A 15,547-nucleotide genomic window follows, 5' to 3' on the forward strand; every position below is an offset into this window, starting at 1 on the left:
ATGTGGACCATCTACCTGAAAGAACTGCTGGAACTGGCGCGCGACCGCCGCACCTTCTTCTTCACCGTGTTCATTCCCGTGTTTGCCATGCCGCTGCTGTTTGCCGGCTTTGGCCTGCTGTCGAGCAGCATGTTCAAACAGGCCAGCACGGCCGACATGGCGTACGCGATGTTTGGCAAGGAGCATGCGCCACAGCTGGCGGCACGCTTCGCCAGGGAAAAGGGCTTTCACGAAATTGCGTTGACCAGCCCGGATGACATCAAGGGCGCGATTGCTGCCGAGCGCATCAAGTTTGCGCTGGTGATCCCGCCCGGCCTCGACGGCCAGCTCAGCGCGCAGCAGCAAGGCGTGATCCAGCTGCACTACAACAGCGCCGCCGCCATTGACCTGACACGCAAGCGCGTGCTGTCCGTGATCGGCGGCGAGAACCGCGTACTGCGCGAACATGCGCTGTCTGCCCTCAAGCTCAACCAGCAGCAGCTGGCTTTCGCGCTCGATCCCATCACGCTGGAAGACCACTCCACCGCCGACAAGCGCGAACAAATCGGCGCCATGGTGGGCGGCATGCTGCCGTATGTGCTGTTGATGGTGTGCCTGATGGCAGCCATGTATCCGGCCATCGATACCGGCGCCGGTGAAAAAGAGCGCGGCACGCTGGAAACCCTGCTGCTGGCGCCCGTGTCGCGCACCGGCATCGTGCTGGCCAAGTTCCTGATGCTGTTCACCATCGGCCTGAGTTCGGCGCTGCTGATGATCCTCAGCATGGGGCTGCTGCTGCACTTCTTTGGTCCGCACATCGGCGGCGACCTGGTGCTCATGGTGCGCGCCATCGGCCCGCTGGACCTGGCCATGGTGGCGCTGATGCTGGTGCCCACCGCCGCCATCTTTGCCGCCATCCTGCTATCGATTTCGGTCTACGCCAAAAGCTACAAGGAAGCTGCGGGACTGATTTCACCGCTGATCCTGCTTGCCATCATGCCGATTTTTGTGGCCCTGCTGCCTGGCGTCGAACTGAACTGGAAATGGGCGATGGTGCCGCTCACCAACGTCTCGCTGGCCATGAAGGAACTGGTCAAGGGAACCATGGACTACCGCATGTTATCCGTGATATTAATGTCAACAACCATCACGGCCGGCCTGCTGCTGGCCCTGTGCCGCTGGTGGTTCAACCGGGAGCAGGTTTTGTTCAGGAATTGACTAAGTTGTCTATTCAACTACGTAACCGGCCCTTACAGCCTGTTCCGCCAATTCTGCACTCTGGCGCACATTTTTGCCGCCCATCGCAATGGCGCCCCGAGTCTGGAACAAATTCAATACAATGCCATCATGTGAAAAGTGGTTTGTCGCGCAGAATCAGGAGTTAGCATGGAATTAAGTATCAGCAATTTGTCCAAGACGTACGCCAACGGTGTTGTGGCGTTGGACAATATTTCGCTCACCATCCCCACCGGGATGTTCGGCTTGCTCGGCCCTAACGGCGCCGGCAAATCGACGCTGATGCGTACCATTGCCACCCTGCAGGAATGCGACTCCGGCTCGGTCTTCTTTGGCGACCTTGATGTGCTCGATGAAAAAGACGAGATCCGCCGCCTGCTGGGCTATCTGCCGCAGGATTTCGGCGTCTACCCGAAGGTGACCGCTTACGAACTGCTGGACCATTTTGCCGTGCTCAAAGGCCTGAGCAACCGCCACCGCCGCCGCGAAGTGGTCGATGGATTGTTGCAGCAAACCAATTTATTTGAAGTGCGCCACCAGCGCCTGGGCGGTTTCTCGGGCGGCATGCGCCAGCGCTTTGGCATCGCCCAGGCGCTGCTGGGCGACCCGAAACTCATCATCGTCGACGAACCGACCGCCGGCCTCGATCCGCAGGAACGCGTGCGCTTCCACAACCTGCTGTCCGACATCGGCGAAGACAAGACCGTCATCCTGTCCACGCACATCGTGTCCGACGTGGCCGACCTGTGCGCCAACATGGCCATCATCAACAAGGGGCATTTGCTGCTGTGCGGGCCAACGCAGGAACTGATCCACGAAGTCAGCGACAAGATCTGGGCGCGCTTCATCGACAAGCGCGACCTGCAATCGTTCCAGCTGCGCCATCCGGTGATCTCGTCGCGCCTGCTGTCGGGCCGCACGCTGATCCACGTCTACAGTGATAACGATCCGGGCGATGGCTTCGAGGAAGCCATCGGCGATCTGGAGGATGTCTACTTCGCCACCATCGCCGGCCGCCACCGCGCCGCGAACACCTGCGATTAAGGGCGCATCATGTTTGCCATCGCCTTCTTTGAAGCGCGCCAGCGCCTCAAGCTGATGTCGACCTGGGTCTACTTCCTGGGTTTCCTGGCCCTCACAATGCTGTGGATGGCTGCCGCTGGCGGCTTCTTCAAAGGCGCTTCCGTCACCTTCGGCAGCCAGCTCATCGACTCGCCGCGGTCGCTGATGTTCACCACCAGCTTCCTCGGCTCGCTTGGCGTGATCGTGATTGCCGCCATGATGGGGCGCTCAGTCCAGCAGGACTTCGAGTACGACATGCAGCACTTCTTCTTCAGCGCGCCGATCAAAAAGCACCAGTACATGTTCGGCCGCTTCCTCGGCGCCTACTTCACGCTGGCCGTGATCTTCACCAGCATCCTGCTCGGCGCGTGGCTGGGCAGCTTTGTGCCCGGCATCGATCCGGAACGGCTGGCGCATGCCGATGCGATCGCCTACGTGATCCCCTACCTGATTGTCATTCTGCCCAATATCTTCATCTTTGGCGCCGTCTTCTTCATCATTGCCGCGCTGACGCGGCGCATGCTGCCGGTCTACATCTCCAGCGTGGTCATGCTGATCGGCTACATGGTGGCGCCGGGCCTGGCGCGCGACCTCGACTACAAAACCTTTGCCGCGCTGATCGACCCGTTCGGCACCACCGCCGTGATCCGCCTGACCGAATACTGGCCCATCATCGAGCGCAATACGCGCATGGTGTGGCCGGAAGGCGTGTACCTGCTGAACCGCGTGATCTGGGGCTCGGCCGCACTGGTCGGCCTGCTGGTCGGCTACTGGCGCTTCCACTTCATCGCCACCAGCGACAGCGGCCACGGCAAGCGCACCAGCACCGGCGAAGGCGAAATTCCGCAACACCTGTCGCAGGTCTCGACCAACACCCAGGAAGCGCCAGACTTCCAGTCGCGCAGCCTGGCCTGGCTGCTGCTCAAATCCAGCTGGCTCAACCTGCGTGAAACCACCAAGAACATCTACTTCCTCGTAATCGTGCTGGCCGGCGTGCTCATGATGTTTGCCGCCTCGCTCGACATGGGCTCGATGTTTGGCACCAATACCTATCCGGTTACCTACCAGGTGCTGGACATCGTCACCGAAACCTTCGCGCTGTTCATGATGGTGATTACCACCTTCTACGCTGGCGAGCTGGTGTGGCGCGAACGCGAGGCGCGCATGGGGCAGATGCTGGACGCACTGCCGATTCCCAGCTGGCTGCCGCTGCTGTCCAAGCTGTTTGCGCTGATCGGCCTGCAGGCGCTGCTCATGCTGGTCATCATGCTGACCGGCATGGCGATCCAGATTTTCAAAGGTTACTTCCTGCTCGAGCCCGGCCTGTACCTGCACCAGCTGTTCCTGGTGCACATGCCCTACTACGTACTGATCGCCGTGTTGTCGATCGCCATGCAGGTGATGATCAACCAGCGCTACATCGCCTACTTTGCGATGATTATTTTCTACATCGTCAGCCTGACCGCCGGTACCACCGGACTGGACAATCCGATGCTGGTGTATGGCAATACGCCCACCATCATTTACTCGGCCATGAACGGCTACGGCCACTACCTGATCCGCGAACGCTGGTACGAAGCCTACTGGGGCGGCGCGGCGCTGCTGCTGACTGTGCTGTCGCTGCTGTTCTGGGCACGCGGCACCAACGACGGCTGGCGCCAGCGCCTGCAACTGGCACGCCATGCGCTGACCATGCCGGTGCTGGCCACGATTGCCGCCGGCGTGCTGATTTTTGCCGGCGCCGGCGCCGTACTGTTCTACAACCAGCACGTGGCCGACTGCTACAAATCGGCCTACGACAAGGAAGAAGAAAAAGCCAGCTACGAACGCAAGTACAAGCAATACGCCGTGCTGCCGCAGCCGCGCATTACCGATGTCAAACTGAATGTCGACATCTGGCCGGAACAGCGCACGCTGATCGTCAAAGGCAGCTACACCTTGCAGAACAAGGGCAAGCAAGCCGTTACCGACATCATCGTCACGCAAGACAACACCGTGGCCCAATACCATGTGCGCTTCGGCCAGCAGGTCCGCAATGGCCTGCAGGACAGCGCGCTGGGCTTCTACACCTACAAGCTGACCACGCCGCTGGCGCCGGGCGCCCAGCTGGCCATGGAATTCGAAGTCAGCTATACACCGCAAGGCATCCTGGGCATGGGCCGCGATACGCCGGTGATCGCCAATGGCACCTTCTTCAACAACAGCTTCATGCCGCACATCGGCTACCTGCAGGAAGCGGAACTCAACGACGCCCGCGACCGCAAGAAACACCAACTGCCGGCGCGCGAGCGCATGCTGCCGCGTGACGATCCGGCCGGCCTGGCCAACAACTTCGCCAGCAGCGACGCCGACTGGATCACCTTCGACGCCACCGTCGGCACCAGCGCCAACCAGACCGCGATTGCGCCAGGCATGCTGGTCAAGGACTGGACCAGCAAAGGCCGCCGCTACTTCCACTACAAGATGGACCAGCCAATGCTGAATATGTACGCCTTCCAGTCGGCGCACTACCTGGTCAAGCGCGACTGGTGGCAGGACGTCGGCATCGAGCTGTACTACCATCCGGGCCATGAATACAACCTGGACCGCATGGACAAAGGCATCAAGGAATCGCTGGACTACTACAGCAAAAACTTCGGCCCGTACCAGCACAAACTGGTACGCATTGTCGAGTTCCCGCGCTACGCGCAGTTTGCCCAGTCGTATCCGAACACCATCCCGTATTCGGAAGCGATCGGCTTTATCGCCAAGGTCAACGACAAGAATCCCAAAGACATCGACTACCCGTTTTACATCACCGCGCATGAAGTGGCGCACCAGTGGTGGGGTCATCAGCTGGTGGGCGGCAACACGCGCGGCAGCACCGTGCTGAGCGAAACGCTGGCCGAGTACTCCGCGTTGATGGTGATGAAAAAGAATTTTGGCGCCGGCAAAATGCGCCGCTTCCTGCACTACGATCTGGACATGTACCTGGTAGGCCGCGCGCTGGAGCGCAAGAAAGAACTGCCGCTGGCGGAAAACGAAAACCAGAACTACATCCAGTACCGCAAGGGCAGCCTGGCGATGTACCAGTTACAAGACATCATCGGCGAAGACAAAGTCAACGGCGCGCTCAAAGCCATGCTGGTCCAGTATGGTCACCAGTCCGGTCCTTATCCGAGCGTGAACGTGCTGGTGGACGCGCTGCGCAAGGTCACGCCGGCCGACCAGGCCTACCTCATCGACGACCTGTTCAACCACATCGTGCTGTACGAGAATCACGCCACACTGGCGACCGCGCGCAAGCTCAACGACGGCAAATACGAAGTCAGCTTCACCGTCAGCGCCGCCAAGGTGCGTGCCGGCGAACAGGGCGAAGAAAAAGACGTGCCGATGCGGGACTGGATCGACATTGGCGTCGACGACAAAGACGGCAACAGCCTGCTGCGTGAACGCAAGCTCATCGACAAGAAAGACAGCAACTACACCGTGATCGTCAGCGGCCGGCCAGCGAAAGCGGGCATCGACCCCGACAACAAGCTCATCGACCGCAAGCCCGACGACAATATGATTAACGTCGAACTACAAACCCAGTAAACCCGCCGTGTTCAGGCGGCGAGCTGCAGGCGCTGTTTGCCTTGGGCGGGTGCCGGGTGCAGTTTGAAGACGGCGACAATGGCGGTCAGTGCATCGGCCTGATCGTGCAGCGAGGCTGCTGCTGCGGCAGCTTCTTCCACCAGCGCGGCGTTCTGCTGCGTCACCTGGTCCATCTGGCCGATGGCCTGGTTGACCTGCTCGATGCCGCTGCTCTGCTCCAGCGAAGCCGAAGTGATTTCACCCATGATGTCGGTCACGCGCTGGATGCTGTCCACCACCTCCGTCATCGTGGTACCCGCTTGCGTGACCAGCATGCTGCCCGCATTGACCTTGTCCAGCGAGTCGTCGATGAGGCCCTTGATCTCTTTGGCAGCGGCAGCGCTACGCTGCGCCAGATTGCGCACCTCGGACGCCACCACCGCAAAGCCACGGCCCTGCTCGCCCGCACGTGCCGCTTCCACCGCAGCGTTGAGCGCCAGGATATTGGTCTGGAAAGCGATGCCGTCAATCACGCTGATGATGTCGGCAATCTTGCGCGACGAACCATTGATGGCTTCCATGGTATTCACCACTTCCGACACCACGCCACCGCCACGCTGCGCGACTTCCGACGCTTTCACCGCCAGCTGATTGGCCTGGCGCGCGTTGTCGGCATTCTGCTTCACGGTCGAGGTCAGTTCCTCCATCGAGGAGGCCGTCTCTTCCAGGCTGGACGCCTGCTCTTCGGTACGGCCGGACAGGTCCAGATTACCGGCCGCGATCTCGCTGGATGCAGTCGAGATGCTTTCCGTACCGTTGCGCACTTCGGTCACAATGCCAATCAGGCCAGCATTCATTTTTTGCAAAGCGTCCAGCAGGCGGCCCGTTTCATCCGTGCTGTTGACTTCGATATGGCTGGTGAGGTCCTTGCGCGCCACGGCCTCGGCGACTTCCACCGCCACGCCCAGCGGTATCGTAATGCCACGCGTGAGACGCCATGCACACACCACGCCCAGCGCCAGCACCACCAGGCCCAGCACGATCATGAAGGTACGGCTGCGTTCATACAGGTCTTCAATGCGCGCCGCGTTGGCATCGATGCTCTTGCGCTGCAAATCCAGCAAGCCGCTCAGCGAGCCCAGGTAGGCCTTGCCGTCCGGCGTGAAACGCTTGTCCAGCACCTCCGCCGCTTCCTCGAACTTGCCGTCCTTCTTCAGCGCGACAATCGCGTCGCGCGAAGCCAGGTAACGTTTGCGGTTGGCCATCATGTCGGTGAACAGGGCTTTTTCCGCCTCGCTTTCCAGCAACGGCTCCACATTCTTCTGCAGGCCATTCACCTCAGCGGTGGACGATGCCGTCTCCTCCGCAAAGAACGGCCCCAGCGACGGATCGGAACTCTTCGAGATGGCTGACGTACGGCGCACGCTCGTATGAATCAAACGATACCAGTCCGCAATCATGCGTTCCTTGGCCAGCGGCTGCTGCATCATGTCGCGCGTGGCAGTGGCGACCGACTGCATGTGACTGATACCGATCACCGTCATCAAAATCATCAACGCCAATACCAAACCAAAGCCCGCCGCAAGGCGCGTGCCAATTTTCAAATTTTTCATGATGAATGCGCCCGCGAAGGCAATATTGGAAATAAAGAAGCGTTACTACTATTGAAACTACGACTCGGGCAGAAGAAGTGAGTTGCCCTACAGAATCACTAGTTTAGCACAGCAACTAATTTAATGCTGGCGTGTGACTAGGCTGTGACGGACAACAAGTTGACGATGCCCATATCGTAGGAACTGGAGATGACCGTGCCGGCCAGGCTGGGATTGGTTTTCAGCAGCTCGGCCCAGTTGCTCGCGGCCTGTTCGGACAGTGTCGTGCTAATCGCGCCGGTGCCCGTATACACCCCCGAGGATGTCGCACTTTCCGCCAGCGAAGAGAGAATGTTCTGATCCTGTGCCAGTTGCGCCGTATTGGACGTATCCACATTGCTGCCCTCTTTCGGCGTAGCAATCGTTTCCTCGGTCTGGCCCGCCTGCTGCAAAGTATTCAACAGACCGGCAGGCGAATACACCGTCGCCCCGGTCGAGCCGCCCAGCGACGCCACCACGGCCGATTGCGCCGACAGCGTCACCGCCTGCGACGACAACTCCGCAGCCGCCGTCGCTGCCGCAGGCGCGGCAGTAGGCACATACGGCTGATAAGCCGCATTGGAAGTCACAGTGTTGAGCGAGACAGTCATGATGCCTTCAATATAGTAGCTGGCAGCAGCATGCGCAAGCGCAAAAAATCCGGGGTCAGGTCCGTCATTTCTACATGAGCCAGTGTAGAAATGACGGACCTGACCCCGGATTGGGCTTAGATCTTGGCGGCGTCGTGGTCGCGCTTGACCTTGTCTTCGTGGCGCTGCACTTTTTCTTCGTGGCGCGCTATTTTGGTTTCCTGTTTATCAGCCTGGCGATGGGCAATGACTTTTTCGTCATGCTTGATTTCCTGCTTCTGCTGTCTGATTACCTGCTGCTCGCCGCGGCGTGCCTGGTCCAGCTGCTGGGCGCCGGCGAGGTCGCCTTTTTTCACGTCGGCTTGCTCGGCGCGGGCCAGCGTGGTGCGCTGCTGACGTTCGGCTTGCAGTTGCTGTTGGCCGGCGGCGACTTCATTTTTCTTCACGGCGATCACGGCATTGTCGTGCTTGATCTCGCGGTTGTCCTGATGGATCTGTTTGCTGTCCTGGCGTATCTGCGTGTTGTCTTGGTGGACCTGGGCCACTGGATTTTGCGCAAACGCTGCAGCGCTGATCATCGAAAGCAGGCCGGTCATCATCAGGGTTTTGGTTTTCATGACTGTGTTCCTTTTCTTGAGGTTTGCAGACCGCTGTTCATCAGCGTCTTGTGCATTCAACGCGGCGGCCTCTAGCAGAGACGACCACATTTCCGTAAGAAAAGTTACGAGTTGTATCTGGCCAACGCTGCCGCCAAGTCGCGTTGCCAGGCACTGGCTTGCGCGCGGTTCCACACCAGCGCCACCTGTTCGACGCACTCGAACGCGCAGTCGGTGACGTGGATGCGGCGTAGCGCCGTATCGGCCAGCGCAAAGTCCGGCAGGTAGGCCAGTGCCTGCCCTGCTTTCACCAGGCTGAGCAGTAGTTGCAGGTCGTCAGTCCAGTAGCGGATCTTGCGCGGCAGCTGGTCGTCACGCCAGCCATCGGAGCGCGCGCCGCGCTGCATGCCACAGAACAGCGACCGCGATGGGCAGGCAAAATCGTGTTTCAACACTTCGGCAGTTTTCGCCTTGAGCTTGCGCGCCTTGACCAGCGGATGGTGTGTACCCGCCATCAGATGCAGTGTGATGCTGCCCAGTGGCGTCACTTCCCACTCGTCCGACCAGTGCTCGCCACGTCCCTCGATCACATCGCTGGTGACGATGGCGGCGTTGATGTCGCCACGCGCCAGTGCGGCCAGCGCTTCGTCTTCGAACATGGCTTGCAGACGCAGGCTCGCTTGCGGGTAGGCGCTCAATGCCTGCGACAGCATTTCGCCATGACGCCACAGCAGAATCGCCGGGCCGGCGATGCGGCTGTCGATCGCGGCCTGCTCGCCCATAAGGTCGGCCTTGGCCTGGTCGGCCAGCGCCAGCAAGGTCTGCGCGCGGATCAGCATGAGCTGGCCACTGTCGTTGAGCACCAGCTGTTTGCTGCTGCGGTCGAACAGCGGCTTGCCCAGTGCCTCTTCCAGCCGCTTGAGCGCCTTCGACACTGCGGACGGCGTCAGATGCAGCTCCTGCGCCGCCGCCCCCAGCGACGGGCGGCGCGCGGCACTGACGAAAACGCGTAAATCGCTGAGGTTCATGGTTTCCTGATGGGACACAAAGAGTGAATTTAAGTTGCTTTACTGGACGCAGACATCATCTTACCATTCCAGCACTATGATTACGACCACACAATGGATCTACCGCCGCCAGCCGACGGGCCAGATCACGACCGAACACTATGAACTCGTCGAGCAGACGCTCGACAGCAAACTGTCCGATGGCGAGGTGCTCATCGCGGCACGCTACTTCAGCGTCGATCCCTATATGCGGATTGGCCAGTCGAGCAAGCCGACCTACGACGCCGAAGCGCATCCGCTGAACACCGTGCAGCAGGGTGCCGTAGTCGCGCAGGTATTGGCGTCCAATGCCGCCGGCTTGAAGGAAGGCGATTGGGTGCAGAGCTACACGGGTTGGCAAACGCACGCGCGGATTCACGCCAGCGCCGTGAAGCGCATCGATCCCGATGCCGCGCCAGTGACCACCGCGCTTGGTGTGCTGGGCATGCCAGGCCGCACCGCATGGTTCGGCTTGACGGAATCCGGCAAGCCGCACGCGGGCGAAGTGGTGGTGGTCTCCGGCGCTGCCGGTGCAGTGGGTTCGCTGGTCGTGCAGTTCGCCAAGCGCCATGGTGCGCGCGTGCTGGGCATCGCTGGCGGCGCAGCCAAATGCGACTGGGTACGCGATACGCTGGGCGCTGACTGGGCCATCGACTACAAAGCCTACCGCGATGCCGATACACTGGGCGCAGAGATCAAACGTCTGACGGGCGGTGTCGACGTCTACTTCGACAACGTTGGCGGCATGGTGACGGATGCGGTCATCCCGCTGATCAACCGCCGCGCGCGCATTGTGATCTGCGGCCAGATCAGCCAATACAGCGGCGGTCTTGAGACACCAGAACTGGGGCCGCGCCTGCTGCACCACATGCTGTACCAGCGCGCCACGATACAGGGCATGCTGGCGCGCGACTACCTGCACCGCATGGATGAAATGATCCGCATCGTCGGGCCGTGGGTGAAGGCGGGCGACATCGTCTTTGAAGAAACCGTGATCGACGGCTTTGAACAACTGCCCACCGCACTGAATTCGCTGTTCACCGGCGACCACCGCGGCAAGCTGCTGGTGCGCGCATGAAAACCTTCGCCGCTTTGATGCTGCTGGCCGGTAGCGCAGCAGCGGCAGACGTCACCTACGGCGAACATGGCATGGCGCTCTTCGGAGGCAAGGATGGCCTGTACGCCTCGCATCTGCCGATGTTCCATGCGCCGCACGATTATCAGGTGGTGCTGCAAGTGCATGTCGCCGATCCGGCCACCGATGCCGCGCTACGCCAGCGCCTCGATGGCAAGACGGCCTTATGGACCATCGCGCCAGAAAAATTCGAGCTCTCGCGCCTGGCGCCACAAGCGGCCAGGCCGCTGAAACGGTTCAACGCGGACCTGGTGCTCGGCCATTTTGAGCAAGGCGGCAAGACCCAGTATGCCGCCTCCACTATCGTGGTCGACAAGATCCTCATGTTCCGCAAGCTCTCGCCGGAGGCCAGCGCCAGCAGCACCGCGAATTACATGCAGATCGGCAGCGGCGTGCAGCGCTATCTGGTCAAACAAATCGACAGCCGGCCTGACTACGACCACATCGTCGCTTACCGCGCGACGCCCGGCACCTCGGCAGAGCCGGTCACGTTGATCAAACAGGCGCTGCGCCAGCCAAGTCCTGCTGAACTAGCCGTCGCCCTCCACACCCGCGGTGACGCCATTGGCGGCACGATCTATTTTTACACCGATGATCTGAAATAAGCGGATATGGCATCGTATGCAGAAATTGCCCCGGACTGCATGCAGCGTTTTGAGCTCCGGACGCTCCGGCAGGTCGGCAGGCAGCCGCAGCCCCCAAACCAGTCCTGCGGAGCGCAGCAGGCATAAGGCCCACCATCCCGGGTCCCATTCATCCATCGCCATTCCCAGACGCGCGGAACCCGGGAACGCATGGTGGTTGTTATGCCAGCATTCGCCCATCGTCAGCAGCGACACGAGCCGGATGTTGCGGCCCTGTACTGCCGCGCCATTTACCTCATACTGCATCACGCCATGATTGTGGGCGAAATAGCCGATCAGCCAATGACCGAAAACGCCTGCGGTCACCCTCGCGCAGGTGCCGAAAAACACAAAACCCCAGCCGCCCCACCAGTAGAACAACAAGGCAAGCGGTAATTGCTGGAGCATCCAGGTCCGCTCCAGAAACCGGTAGAAGCGGTCATTCGCGATGCGGGGTTCGATATGGATGTCGGGTTGGTTCTGCAAATGCAGTTCGCAGTTGAGCTGCCACCATGCGTCAATCCAGAATGCGCGGCCATGACGCAGATAGTCGTGACATGTCGATAGGCGCTGGGCATAATCGCGCAGCTCATGCTGGCGCAGCAAACCTAGCGGCCCCGCCAGGCCAACCTGGACGCCCAGATATACCAGCACATACTCCAGCCATCGTGGACACTGAAAACTGTTATGTATCAGCTTGCGGTGGCTGCCAAGCGAATGGCCGAACAACAGCACCACCGCAGTGGCGCTCAGGAAGAGTGCGAATGCGGACCAGCTAAACGTCATCACGCCACCTGCCAGCGCGCTGAATGCCATGCCAAGAAACCACAGGGACTTCAGTGGTGCGTATCGCACCTCGCCCACAAGAACATCTGCAGCGGTAGCCGCTTTGACCCGATGCTGGTCATAGTGTGAGAACGACATGCTGCACCTCCTTGAGGATAGACGGGTTAGACGGCCTTCTTTTTCTTGCTCAGCGCTTTGGATTCGCGTTTCAACGGCCGCCCAGTGGGGCAGACTTCCAGCGCGTAGCCGGTCAGTGTATTGACCAGGCTATCGGCGTTCAGTTGATAAAGCACGAACTGCCCTTTGCGCTCGCTGGTCACCAGGCCGGCATTTTCCAATATCGACAAATGGCGCGAAATGGCTGGAGCGCTCATGTCAAAACGCTCGGCAAGCTCGGAGGTCGATAACGCCACTTCCGACAAATACGCCAATATCTGTCGCCTGGGCCTGGATGCCAGCGCCTCGAATACGCGATCTAGTTCCATGAATTTAAGTATTAACGAATAAGTTAATATTTAAATCCTCTTCTGCGCGTAAGTCAAATGGTTTTATTGGAAGTTGGCGGGATTGACGATGACATCGGCCACCATTGTGGTGATCTCAGATTGAATCGTCCTCGTCATAAAAAAAACGGGACACTTGCGTGTCCCGTTTCTTTAAGCCGCTTTTTTAGCAACGGCTTTCTTGGCTGCCGGTTTTTTCGCTGCCGGCTTTTTGACGGCTGCAGCTTTTTTGACCGGGGCTTTTTTCACCACAGCTTTTTTCTCTTCCGCTGCACCCTCTTCGGTCGCTGCGGCAGCTTTGCCTTTGGCCGGCGCCTTGGCTTTGCGCTCTTCAAACTCGAAGCTGATCTTGCCGTCCTTGCCCTTCACCAGGAAGGCCTTGAACGGACGGCGCGTGCGCTGCGAAACAAAGCCTGGCAGCAGATCGGTCTTGCCGTCGTTGAGCAGCTTGGCCATCTGCTCCGGCAGAATCTCCTGCTGCAGGATGATGCGGCCGCTGCGGAAGTCGCAGGTCTTCGGTTTGGCGACGCTATGTTCGCACACATAGGCCAGGCCCATTTCGTAGACGCCACCATTGCACTTCGGGCACAGACCCAGCGGGGTCTGGCCGGTGAAGTCCACGGGTTCCGAATCTTCCGAGTCATCGTTCTGGCCGAAGTCGAACTCCAGCTTGAAGTTCTTGATCTCTTCATCTTTCACGATGCGCAGGATGGCCGCGAACGGACGGCCCATCTTGGAGCGGAAGCCTTGCAGCGGGCCGATGGTACGGTCGCGCAGCAGCTGTTCCACTTCGTCGATTTCAAACTGGCGGCCACCCGGCGTTTTGCTCATCGAGAATTCGCACTTGGTGCAGGCAAAGCGGCGATAGTTTTCCTTCACCACGCTACCGCAGTTCGGGCATGGCGCCACCAGCGTGTGGTACTCGCCCGGAATCGTGTCGTTGTCGTATTCCTTGGCGCGCTTGACGATCACCTGGGTCATCTGCGCAATCTCACGCATGAATTCATCACGCGAAATTTTGCCCTTCTCCATTTGCGACAGCTTGTATTCCCACTCGCCGGTCAGCTCTGGCGCGGTCAGCTCGTTGACGCCCAGGCCACGCAGCAGCGTCATGAGCTGGAATGCTTTGGCGGTCGGCATCAGCTCGCGGCCTTCGCGCAGCAGATACTTCTCGGAGATCAGACCTTCAATCGTGGCGGCGCGCGTGGCTGGCGTACCCAGGCCCTTGCCGGCCATGGCGTCGCGCAGTTCGTCGTCTTCCACCAGCTTGCCGGCGCCTTCCATGGCGGACAGCAGCGTTGCCTCGGTGTAGCGTGCAGGCGGCTTGGTGACCAGGCCATTGGCGTCGACCTTGTCGGTCAGGACTTTCTCGCCTTTGGCCACCGGCACCAGGCTCTTGTTGCTGCCTTCTTTCTCTTTGTCGTCGCCGTCCGCTTCCTTGCCGTAGATCGCCAGCCAGCCCGGATTGGTCATGACCTTGCCTTCAGTCTTGAAGGTGTGGCCCGACACTTCGGTGTAGCGCGTGGTGACCTGGAATTCCGCCACCGGGAAGAACACGGCCATGAAGCGGCGCGTCACCAGGTCGTACAGTTTTTGCTCAGGCTCGGACAAATTCTTCGGTGCGATCGGCGTTGGAATGATCGCAAAGTGATCCGAGATCTTGGTGTTGTCGAAGATGCGCTTGTTCGGCTTGACCCAGCCTTTGTCCAGAATCTGCTTGGCGAACTGGTGATAGTTATTGTTCTCTTTCACCGAGTCCAGCGTCTGCTTGACGGTGTCCAGATAGTCTTCCGGCAGGTGGCGCGAATCGGTACGCGGGTAGGTCAGCACCTTGTGCTTTTCGTACAGCGCCTGCGCCAGGCCCAGGGTATTTTTTGCCGAGAAGCCGAAGCGCGAGTTGGCCTCACGCTGCAGGCTGGTCAGGTCGAACAGGCCAGGCGCCATCGAGGTGGTCGGCTTGGATTCTTCGGTAACGTTACCCTGCTTGCCGCGCACTGCCACCGCGATGGAGTCGGCCGCAGCCTTGCTCCACAGGCGTTCGGCGCGTTTCTCGGGATCGTTCTCGTCCTTCTTGAACTTGGTGTCCAGCCAGCGGCCTTCGTAGACGCCGGCGGCGCAGACGAATTCCGCGCGCACTTCCCAGAAGTCACGCGAGACGAATTTCTTGATTTTCTCTTCACGCTCGACCACGATCGACAGCGTTGGCGTCTGCACGCGGCCCACGGTGGTCAGGTAGAAGCCGCCCTCTTTCGAGTTGAAGGCGGTCATGGCGCGGGTACCGTTAATGCCGATCAGCCAGTCCGCTTCCGAGCGGCAGCGCGCGGCGTCGGCCAGCGGCATCATCTCGTCGTCGGTGCGCAGATGCGAGAAGCCGTCGCGGATCGCGGTCGGCGTCATCGACTGCAGCCACAGACGCTTGACCGGCTGCTTGGCCTTGGCGTTCTGCGCGATCAGGCGGAAGATCAGTTCTCCTTCGCGGCCCGCGTCACATGCGTTAATCAGGGTGGTCACGTCTTTACGCTTGATCAGCTTGTTGAGCACCTTGAGGCGGGCTTCGGTCTTGGCTATCGGATTCAGCGCAAAGTACGGCGGAATCATCGGCAGGTGCGCAAAGCTCCATTTGCCGCGCTTGACGTCATGTTCTTCCGGGACGGCGATTTCCAGCAGGTGACCGACGGCGGAGGACAACACGTACTCGTCGGATTCGAAGTACTCATCGTGCTTGGTAAAGCCGCCAAGCGTCTTCGCGATATCGTTCGCGACAGAAGGCTTCTCGGCGATGATGAGGGTTTTGCTCATATTTTT

Annotated in this window: 12 protein-coding genes; 5 read left to right on the top strand and 7 right to left on the bottom strand. The window is 60.0% G+C overall.

What is annotated here, in order from left to right:
- The 3 genes from GTP58_RS22005 to GTP58_RS22015 all read left to right on the top strand — a co-directional run bounded on the left by GTP58_RS22005 (window position 1) and on the right by GTP58_RS22015 (window position 5,853).
- A complete protein-coding gene (locus GTP58_RS22005) occupies window positions 1-1,197 on the top strand; it encodes an ABC transporter permease (protein ID WP_161079256.1) in 1,197 nt (398 codons plus the stop codon).
- 168 nt (window positions 1,198-1,365) lie between these two features.
- Window positions 1,366-2,259 (top strand): ABC transporter ATP-binding protein, encoded by an 894-nt coding sequence (locus GTP58_RS22010; protein ID WP_072789023.1) that lies wholly within the window; start codon window positions 1,366-1,368, stop codon window positions 2,257-2,259.
- 9 nt (window positions 2,260-2,268) lie between these two features.
- On the top strand, window positions 2,269-5,853 hold the full coding sequence (locus tag GTP58_RS22015; protein WP_161079257.1) for a M1 family aminopeptidase: 3,585 nt from the start codon (window positions 2,269-2,271) through the stop codon (window positions 5,851-5,853).
- Window positions 5,854-5,864: 11 nt separating this feature from the next.
- Here GTP58_RS22015 and GTP58_RS22020 read toward each other — a convergent pair whose 3' ends face one another.
- The 4 genes from GTP58_RS22020 to GTP58_RS22035 form a co-directional block, all read right to left on the bottom strand.
- Window positions 5,865-7,445: a methyl-accepting chemotaxis protein gene (locus tag GTP58_RS22020; protein ID WP_161079258.1), complete on the bottom strand. Its 1,581-nt coding sequence runs from the start codon at window positions 7,443-7,445 to the stop codon at window positions 5,865-5,867.
- A 137-nt stretch (window positions 7,446-7,582) separates the two neighbouring features.
- Window positions 7,583-8,074 carry a hypothetical protein gene (locus tag GTP58_RS22025; protein ID WP_161079259.1) on the bottom strand — a complete coding sequence of 164 codons (492 nt, stop codon included), beginning with the start codon at window positions 8,072-8,074 and terminating at the stop codon, window positions 7,583-7,585.
- 116 nt (window positions 8,075-8,190) lie between these two features.
- A complete protein-coding gene (locus GTP58_RS22030; protein ID WP_161079260.1) occupies window positions 8,191-8,670 on the bottom strand; it encodes a hypothetical protein in 480 nt (159 codons plus the stop codon).
- 104 nt (window positions 8,671-8,774) lie between these two features.
- Window positions 8,775-9,677: a LysR family transcriptional regulator gene (locus tag GTP58_RS22035; RefSeq protein WP_161079261.1), complete on the bottom strand. Its 903-nt coding sequence runs from the start codon at window positions 9,675-9,677 to the stop codon at window positions 8,775-8,777.
- Window positions 9,678-9,753: 76 nt separating this feature from the next.
- On the opposite strand from GTP58_RS22035, the gene GTP58_RS22040 reads away from it, so the two are divergent.
- Entirely contained in the window at window positions 9,754-10,773 is a 1,020-nt protein-coding gene (locus GTP58_RS22040) for an NADP-dependent oxidoreductase (RefSeq protein WP_161079262.1), read from the top strand.
- Window positions 10,770-11,435 carry a hypothetical protein gene (locus tag GTP58_RS22045; RefSeq protein ID WP_161079263.1) on the top strand — a complete coding sequence of 222 codons (666 nt, stop codon included), beginning with the start codon at window positions 10,770-10,772 and terminating at the stop codon, window positions 11,433-11,435. The genes GTP58_RS22040 and GTP58_RS22045 overlap by 4 nt, the downstream gene beginning before the upstream one ends.
- On the opposite strand, the gene GTP58_RS22050 is transcribed toward GTP58_RS22045, so the two are convergent.
- The 3 genes from GTP58_RS22050 to GTP58_RS22060 all read right to left on the bottom strand — a co-directional run bounded on the left by GTP58_RS22050 (window position 11,361) and on the right by GTP58_RS22060 (window position 15,541).
- Window positions 11,361-12,377, bottom strand: a complete 1,017-nt coding sequence (locus tag GTP58_RS22050; protein WP_229215689.1) for an acyl-CoA desaturase — start codon at window positions 12,375-12,377, stop codon at window positions 11,361-11,363. The two genes, GTP58_RS22045 and GTP58_RS22050, sit on opposite strands and share 75 nt — an antisense overlap.
- Window positions 12,378-12,403: 26 nt before the next feature.
- Window positions 12,404-12,724, bottom strand: coding sequence for a metalloregulator ArsR/SmtB family transcription factor (locus tag GTP58_RS22055; protein ID WP_161079264.1), 321 nt, complete (start codon window positions 12,722-12,724; stop codon window positions 12,404-12,406).
- A gap of 171 nt (window positions 12,725-12,895) precedes the next feature.
- A complete protein-coding gene (locus GTP58_RS22060; protein WP_161079265.1) occupies window positions 12,896-15,541 on the bottom strand; it encodes a DNA topoisomerase III in 2,646 nt (881 codons plus the stop codon).
- Between the last annotated feature and the right edge of the window lie 6 nt (window positions 15,542-15,547).

It is taken from the genome of Duganella sp. CY15W (genome assembly GCF_009857555.1).
Taxonomy (GTDB): domain Bacteria; phylum Pseudomonadota; class Gammaproteobacteria; order Burkholderiales; family Burkholderiaceae_D; genus Rugamonas; species Rugamonas sacchari.

Coding starts and splice junctions, on each gene's coding strand:
- GTP58_RS22005 (WP_161079256.1), top strand. CDS start 1: ATGTGGACCATCTACCTGAAAGAACTGCTGGAACTGGCGCGCGACCGC.
- GTP58_RS22010 (WP_072789023.1), top strand. CDS start 1,366: ATGGAATTAAGTATCAGCAATTTGTCCAAGACGTACGCCAACGGTGTT.
- GTP58_RS22015 (WP_161079257.1), top strand. CDS start 2,269: ATGTTTGCCATCGCCTTCTTTGAAGCGCGCCAGCGCCTCAAGCTGATG.
- GTP58_RS22020 (WP_161079258.1), bottom strand. CDS start 7,445: ATGAAAAATTTGAAAATTGGCACGCGCCTTGCGGCGGGCTTTGGTTTG.
- GTP58_RS22025 (WP_161079259.1), bottom strand. CDS start 8,074: ATGACTGTCTCGCTCAACACTGTGACTTCCAATGCGGCTTATCAGCCG.
- GTP58_RS22030 (WP_161079260.1), bottom strand. CDS start 8,670: ATGAAAACCAAAACCCTGATGATGACCGGCCTGCTTTCGATGATCAGC.
- GTP58_RS22035 (WP_161079261.1), bottom strand. CDS start 9,677: ATGAACCTCAGCGATTTACGCGTTTTCGTCAGTGCCGCGCGCCGCCCG.
- GTP58_RS22040 (WP_161079262.1), top strand. CDS start 9,754: ATGATTACGACCACACAATGGATCTACCGCCGCCAGCCGACGGGCCAG.
- GTP58_RS22045 (WP_161079263.1), top strand. CDS start 10,770: ATGAAAACCTTCGCCGCTTTGATGCTGCTGGCCGGTAGCGCAGCAGCG.
- GTP58_RS22050 (WP_229215689.1), bottom strand. CDS start 12,377: ATGTCGTTCTCACACTATGACCAGCATCGGGTCAAAGCGGCTACCGCT.
- GTP58_RS22055 (WP_161079264.1), bottom strand. CDS start 12,724: ATGGAACTAGATCGCGTATTCGAGGCGCTGGCATCCAGGCCCAGGCGA.
- GTP58_RS22060 (WP_161079265.1), bottom strand. CDS start 15,541: ATGAGCAAAACCCTCATCATCGCCGAGAAGCCTTCTGTCGCGAACGAT.